General features: G+C 40.3%; 3 protein-coding genes. 1 reads left to right on the forward strand and 2 read right to left on the reverse strand.

The window, feature by feature from the left end:
• Positions 1–58: 58 nt before the first annotated feature.
• Complete coding sequence (locus WSC_RS0109225; protein WP_050996153.1) at positions 59–3,172, reverse strand: DEAD/DEAH box helicase; 3,114 nt, start codon at positions 3,170–3,172, stop codon at positions 59–61.
• A 173-nt stretch (positions 3,173–3,345) separates the two neighbouring features.
• Between WSC_RS0109225 and srmB the strand changes: the two genes are divergently transcribed.
• Entirely contained in the window at positions 3,346–4,596 is a 1,251-nt protein-coding gene (gene srmB / locus WSC_RS0109230; RefSeq protein WP_026016765.1) for an ATP-dependent RNA helicase SrmB, read from the forward strand.
• Between the two features lie 137 nt (positions 4,597–4,733).
• Here srmB and WSC_RS0109240 read toward each other — a convergent pair whose 3' ends face one another.
• Positions 4,734–6,020 carry an ammonium transporter gene (locus WSC_RS0109240; RefSeq protein ID WP_016955641.1) on the reverse strand — a complete coding sequence of 429 codons (1,287 nt, stop codon included), beginning with the start codon at positions 6,018–6,020 and terminating at the stop codon, positions 4,734–4,736.
• Between the last annotated feature and the right edge of the window lie 125 nt (positions 6,021–6,145).

The raw sequence follows: 6,145 nt of genomic DNA on the forward strand, positions 1-6,145 counted from the left end.
GGCAAATCATGGTATTTGTCATCTTCATTGTTGTCTTATTTTAAATTTAGTAAGTTAATTAAGCGGTTTTAAATAGCTCCAATAAACCATCAGCGGTTAAATCTTTTACTGAATCTACTTGCTCTTTAGCAAACATGCTTTGGTTTAAATGCTTTTTATTTTCTTGCATATGCAAGACTTTTTCTTCAATGGTATTTTCACAAATTAGCTTATATACAAACACAGGTTTTTTCTGGCCGATACGATAAGCGCGATCGCTCGCTTGTGCTTCAGCAGCTGGATTCCACCAGGGATCGTAATGAATCACAGTATCTGCAGCGGTTAAATTTAAGCCTGTACCACCGGCTTTTAGCGAGATTAAAAACACAGATACTTCGCCATTTTGGAAGGCGTCAATTTGTGTTTGCCGATCGCGTGTTTCACCCGTTAGTTTAGAGTGCTCTATGCCTAATTCTGTTAGTTTACCTGAGATAATATGCAGCATTTTTGCAAACTGCGAGAATATTAGTATCTTGCGGCCTTCTTCTAACATTTCTGGCACTACATCTATTAAATATTCAAGTTTGGCGCTTTGTTCAATTTGTTGAGTGCTTTCTAAATCTAACAGTTGTGGTGCACAACAAATCTGCCTAAGCTTTAATAGCGCATCTAAACACTCAAGGTGGCTTTTAGCCAAACCTTTAATTTTTAGAATGTTACGCACTTTGTCTTCCATGCTTGCACGGATTGCTTCGTACAATACACGTTGTTCGTTTTCCAGTGAGATGTGTTTGATGATCTCGGTTTTCTTTGGTAATTCTTTGGCAACTTCTTCTTTTTTGCGGCGCAATACAAAAGGATGAATTTTGCTATGCAGACGATTTTGCGTTTCTCTGTCTCGTAGTTGCTCAATTGGTTTGCGATATTCTTTGCTGAATTTATTTAACGTGCCTAAAAAGCCGGGCATTAAAAAGTCGAACAACGACCATAATTCACCGAGGTGATTTTCAATTGGTGTGCCACTTAAACACAATCTTTGACGAGAGATCAGTTGCTTAATATTTTGGGTCATTTGTGCACGTGGATTTTTAATATTTTGCGCTTCATCCAATACAATCAAACTGTATTCATGTGCAAGCAAAAATTCAAAATCACGATTAACTAGAGGGTAGGTGGTCACTACAACTTGGTATGACTCTAGCTCATCTAACACTTGTTGGCGGTTTTGTCCGTAAGCGGCAGTAATATTTAATTCAGGGGTAAATCTATTTGCTTCATTCAGCCAGTTACCGACTAAACTTGTAGGGCAAACAATTAGCGCAGGTTTGTCTAGTTTGTCCTGTAGGCGCATTGACTCTAACAAACACAAAGTTTGTAGTGTTTTACCTAAGCCCATATCGTCGGCTAATATGCCACCAAAATTGTATTCAAATAAAAAGCTTAGCCAGTTTAAACCTTGCTGTTGGTATGGGCGCAAAGTTGCATTAACGCTTTTTGGCACATCTATATGTTTTATACCGTCAAAACTTTCGAGTAGGTGTGCGAGTTTGCGCACATGTTGGCCACCAATACAGGAATTAATTTCTGGTATTTGGTTGAGTATATGTGCTTGCCTGTTAGAAAACTTAGCTTGTTTGTTATTCGCTTCTTGTAAAATTGCCAACACAGGTTTAAGCGATTCTATATCTACTTTAATAAACTGGTGACGATTCAGCGCAATTTTGACCCGACCAGTTTGATTCTTCCAGTTTTCTGTTTGTTTCAACCAGTTAATCAGTACAGGGATTAAATCAATTTTTTGTCCGTCAAAATCAATTTTTAATCCAAGTTTAAACCAGTCGTGGCTTTCGCTAATTTGATACTCAAAGCTAGGATCTTGAATGACATTAATCGGTTGAACACCTGGCTCAAATTCAATTTTCCAGCCTTGTGATAATAACAACGGGAATACTTCTTCAAATATATTCAGCCAAAATTGGTCGTAACGCACGCCAATTTCACTGTTGTAGAAAAATTCAAAATCTTGGCTAGTTGAACTGCCTTTGGTATGGGCAAAACCATACGACTCTAATAAATAAAAGGCTTTGCGTTCAATTGACGGCGTACGTTGAATTTGAATGATTTTGTCTTGTTGTTGCAGTTGGACAAAAGGTGCACTGATTAAACTCATTGGAATTTCGTGCTCGCCGTAACGTAATCTAAGTTTGGCGATATAACCAGCTTCGTTTAATCCGATTCGTAACACTGGTGTGAGTTTTTCTTCAACCCTTTCTATAACTTGTTCGAGTGGTAAGCTGATAGTACATTCTGGCCAATAGGTGTTTTGCCAAACCGAGAAATCTAACAGTTCATTTTTATCTAACTCTGGTAAATTCGCTAAGGCAGATAAGTTAAACCCAGATAAATTGTGTTCAATTTCGCCCATGGTGCCTTTTTGTGGGTCTATATACCAAGGTCTGTCACTGGCAATTAAAAACCAGCGTTCAGATTTATCTAATTGCATTTGCAATTTAAATTGGCCATCTGCTTGTTTTTTCCACTGTAAAGAAAGTTTGCGCGGTGCACCATATTTTAGTGCTTTAGATTTATTGCTTTGCCAATAACAGCGGTTTGATTCTAATAATAAAGGTAGAGCTTCGCTGGCATTGTGACCTATTAATAATCTTTGACTCGATGATTTACTGCCGACATTTTGATTGAGGATATTAAGTATTTCTGCATCTTCCGCATTGGCTTTATGTTTGATGTTATGCAGTTGCAATTGAATTTGAGTAAAACCACTGTTGGGTTCCACAATCGGATTTAACACAAAATGCAGTAAGTTGTCGTTGCTTGCGGTTAGTTGCGTGAAGTACCCTTGATCCCAGTTAGGCTGTTTATGCAGTTTTTCTTGCCACTGTAAAAATGCACTAACGGGTGAGCGACTAATTAAGTTGGCAGCTTCAGCCGCAATCAGCACAGCTACTGCATGTTCACAATTGCCACCTTTATCGCAGGAACAGAGTGAAGACAGATCCGCCTTGTCGATAGCGACTCGGTACACTTGGTTACGACACTCAACAACACCAGTTACTGTGTTAAGTGATGATATGGGTTTAAGTTTTCTAACCTGATCTTGCAGATAAAAATTCAATCCCTTTTGATAGATGGTTTCTCCAAATTGCTCAACCAACTCTGCGTCATATACACTCATCAATACTAAACCTGCTTGTCCGGTTAAAATTACACGCGCATCAGCCAGTCTACCAAACAAATCTGATAAATTGACCAGTTTAATGATAAATTCATTTAAAAAAATCAGCTTTTCTTTACTTAAAGGTCTGAAGGGTTAGAATGTGCAGCCTTGAATGACTGCGGATGATTATCGTGAATTTTGCTGATTTAGAACTAGATGAAAGCCTTTTAACGGCCATTGAACAACAGGGTTACACCCGCCCAACCGTTATCCAAACCTTAGCTATTGAACCAGCTTTGGACGGTAAGGATATTCTAGCCAGTGCACCAACAGGTACGGGTAAAACCGCTGCGTTTGTATTGCCGGCACTTCAGCATATTTTAGATTTTCCACGAAGCCGACAAAACAATGGTGTTCGTATTTTAATTTTGTCGCCAACCCGTGAGCTTGCCGAACAAACCTTTAAAGTCGTCCGTCAGCTAAGTCAGTTTACCGAAGTGACCAGCCGTTTAATTACCGGTGGTATTAACTATGGTAAACACAAAGAAATCTCCGAAGGTAGTGTCGACGTTGTTGTTGCAACGCCAGGTCGTTTACTTGAATACATTGAAGATGAATCATTCGATTGTCGTGATATTGAATGGTTAGTGTTAGATGAAGCAGATCGCATGTTAGATATGGGCTTTGGTCCAACTATGATGCGCATCAGTGGTGAAGCACGCTGGCGTAAACAAAGTTTATTGTTTTCAGCAACACTTGAAGGCGAGGGCGTAGAACGTTTTGCCAAACAGGTTTTAAAAGATCCTGTATTAGTGGAAGCTGAGTCTCCACGTCGTGAAAAAGCTAAAATTCACCAATGGATACATATGGCGGATTCGCGTCCACATAAATTAGAACTTTTAGTTCATTGGCTGGCAAAAGAGGAAGTCAGCAAAGCTGTAGTATTTGTTAAAACACGTGAGCGCGTGGCGGAGCTGAGTGGCCAATTAACCACAGCACAATTAGATTGTTGTTGGTTACAAGGTGAAATGCCACAAGACAAGCGCCAAAAAGCGGTTAAGGCTTTCACATCAGGACATAAAAAGATTTTAGTCGCAACTGACGTTGCCGCGCGTGGTTTAGATGTGGCCGATGTCAGCCATGTATTCAACTTTGATATGCCTCGTACTGCTGATGTATATATCCATCGTATTGGCCGCACAGGTCGAGCGGGCAAGAAGGGCACTGCGATTAGTTTAGTTGAAGCGCACGATATGGAGATATTGGGCAAAGTTGAACGTTACATTCAAGAGAAGCTTGCGCGCCGCGTAGTTGAAGGATTAGAGCCAAAACACAAAGAAGCAAAAGTGCCAGTTAAAAAGCCAAAGAAAAAAGTGCGTGGCTTATTGAAGAAAAAACAAGTTAAAGCTAAGCAGAAGAAACAAGCGAAAAAAGCTCGATAATATAACCTGAACTCTGGATAACAAGGCAGTATAAGGATGGATATAGCTGGGTGTATTGAAGGAATAAAAAAACGATCCGATGAGACGGGGAGTACTCAAGGGATCGTTCTGGCTAAACTTTAGCTATCTAATTGAGCTTAGTTTTGAATGTTATAACCACGCTCTTCATGGCTGGTAATATCCAAACCTTGAACTTCTTGCTCGTTATCGACACGAATGCCTTTAGTTACCACAGCTACAATTTTCAGTAGGATAAAACTAACCACTGCTGTGTATGCGAGTGTGGCTAAAATACCGATAGTTTGTACACCCAACTGTTGACCAATACTGGTGTTGTCTCCACCAAAGCCATAACCGCTGAAGATACCAAGCTCAGTTGAACAGAAGATACCAGCTAAGAAGGTACCTAAAATACCACCAACACCATGCACAGGGAAAACATCTAACGAGTCGTCAATTTTCCATTTTTGTTTAATTAAGTTTGTTGCGTAGAAACAGACAACACCCGCAGAAATACCAATAACTAAGGATGCTGCCGGGCCTACAAAACCAGACGCTGGGGTGATAGTACCTAAACCAGCGACCATACCAGTAACTATACCCAATACCGAAGGTTTACCGTATTTCGCCCATTCTAAACCTGCCCAAGTTAATGCACCTGCAGCCGCTGAAATATGAGTGACTAAAATCGCCATTGCCGCATCACCACTAGCAGTTAAAGCACTACCACCGTTAAAGCCATACCAACCTACCCATAACATACCGGCACCAGCCACTGTCATAGTTAAGTTATGTGGGATCATAGAAGCGCTACCATAACCGCGACGGTTTTTAATCACAAGTGCCGCGACCAATGCACCAACACCGGCTGTGATATGTACAACTGTACCACCAGCAAAATCTAGTAAACCCATTTCAGCAAGCCAGCCGCCGCCCCATACCCAGTGGCAAACAGGTAAATAAACCAGAATTAACCAAGAAATGGAGAAAAGTAAAACAGAAGAGAATTTCATACGCTCAGCAAAACCACCGACCATAAGTGCAGGGGTAATAATGGCAAAGGTCATTTGAAAAACAAAAAATAACGGCTCAGGTATTGAACCACTTAAAGTGTCTTTGCCAACACCATTTAAAAAGCTTTTCGACAAGTCACCAATAAAAGCATTACCTTCACCAAAGGCTAAGCTGTAACCAAAAGCTAACCAAACGATTGAGGCTAAACAACCTATCGCAAAACATTGCATTAAAACGGATAAAACGTTTTTACTGCGGACTAATCCTGCATAAAAGAAGGATAAGCCAGGTAGGGTCATAAATAAAACTAACGCTGATGCGGTTAAAATCCAAGCTGTGTCGCCTGAATCAAAGCCGTCGGCAGAAGCTGCAAAAGGCAGCATGAGCAAAAGTGCTATAATCGCTCGCATATTAAAGTTTCCTAAGTGTTTAAAGTGTTAGAGCTAAATCAATATAAATTGCGAGTATCAGAGCCATCAAAGACAGTTCAATTCAAGGCGTATCATTGCAGGAATGTAGGCACCTTTCAAAATGA

It is taken from the genome of Catenovulum agarivorans YM01 (assembly GCF_000281085.1).
In the GTDB taxonomy this organism is placed as follows: Bacteria; Pseudomonadota; Gammaproteobacteria; order Enterobacterales; family Alteromonadaceae; genus Catenovulum; species Catenovulum agarivorans.

What these genes read in the sequence shown, in the direction of transcription:
- WSC_RS0109225 (WP_050996153.1), bottom strand. Translation starts at nt 3,172, where the DNA reads ATGAGTGTATATGACGCAGAGTTGGTTGAGCAATTTGGAGAAACCATC.
- WSC_RS0109240 (WP_016955641.1), bottom strand. Translation starts at nt 6,020, where the DNA reads ATGCGAGCGATTATAGCACTTTTGCTCATGCTGCCTTTTGCAGCTTCT.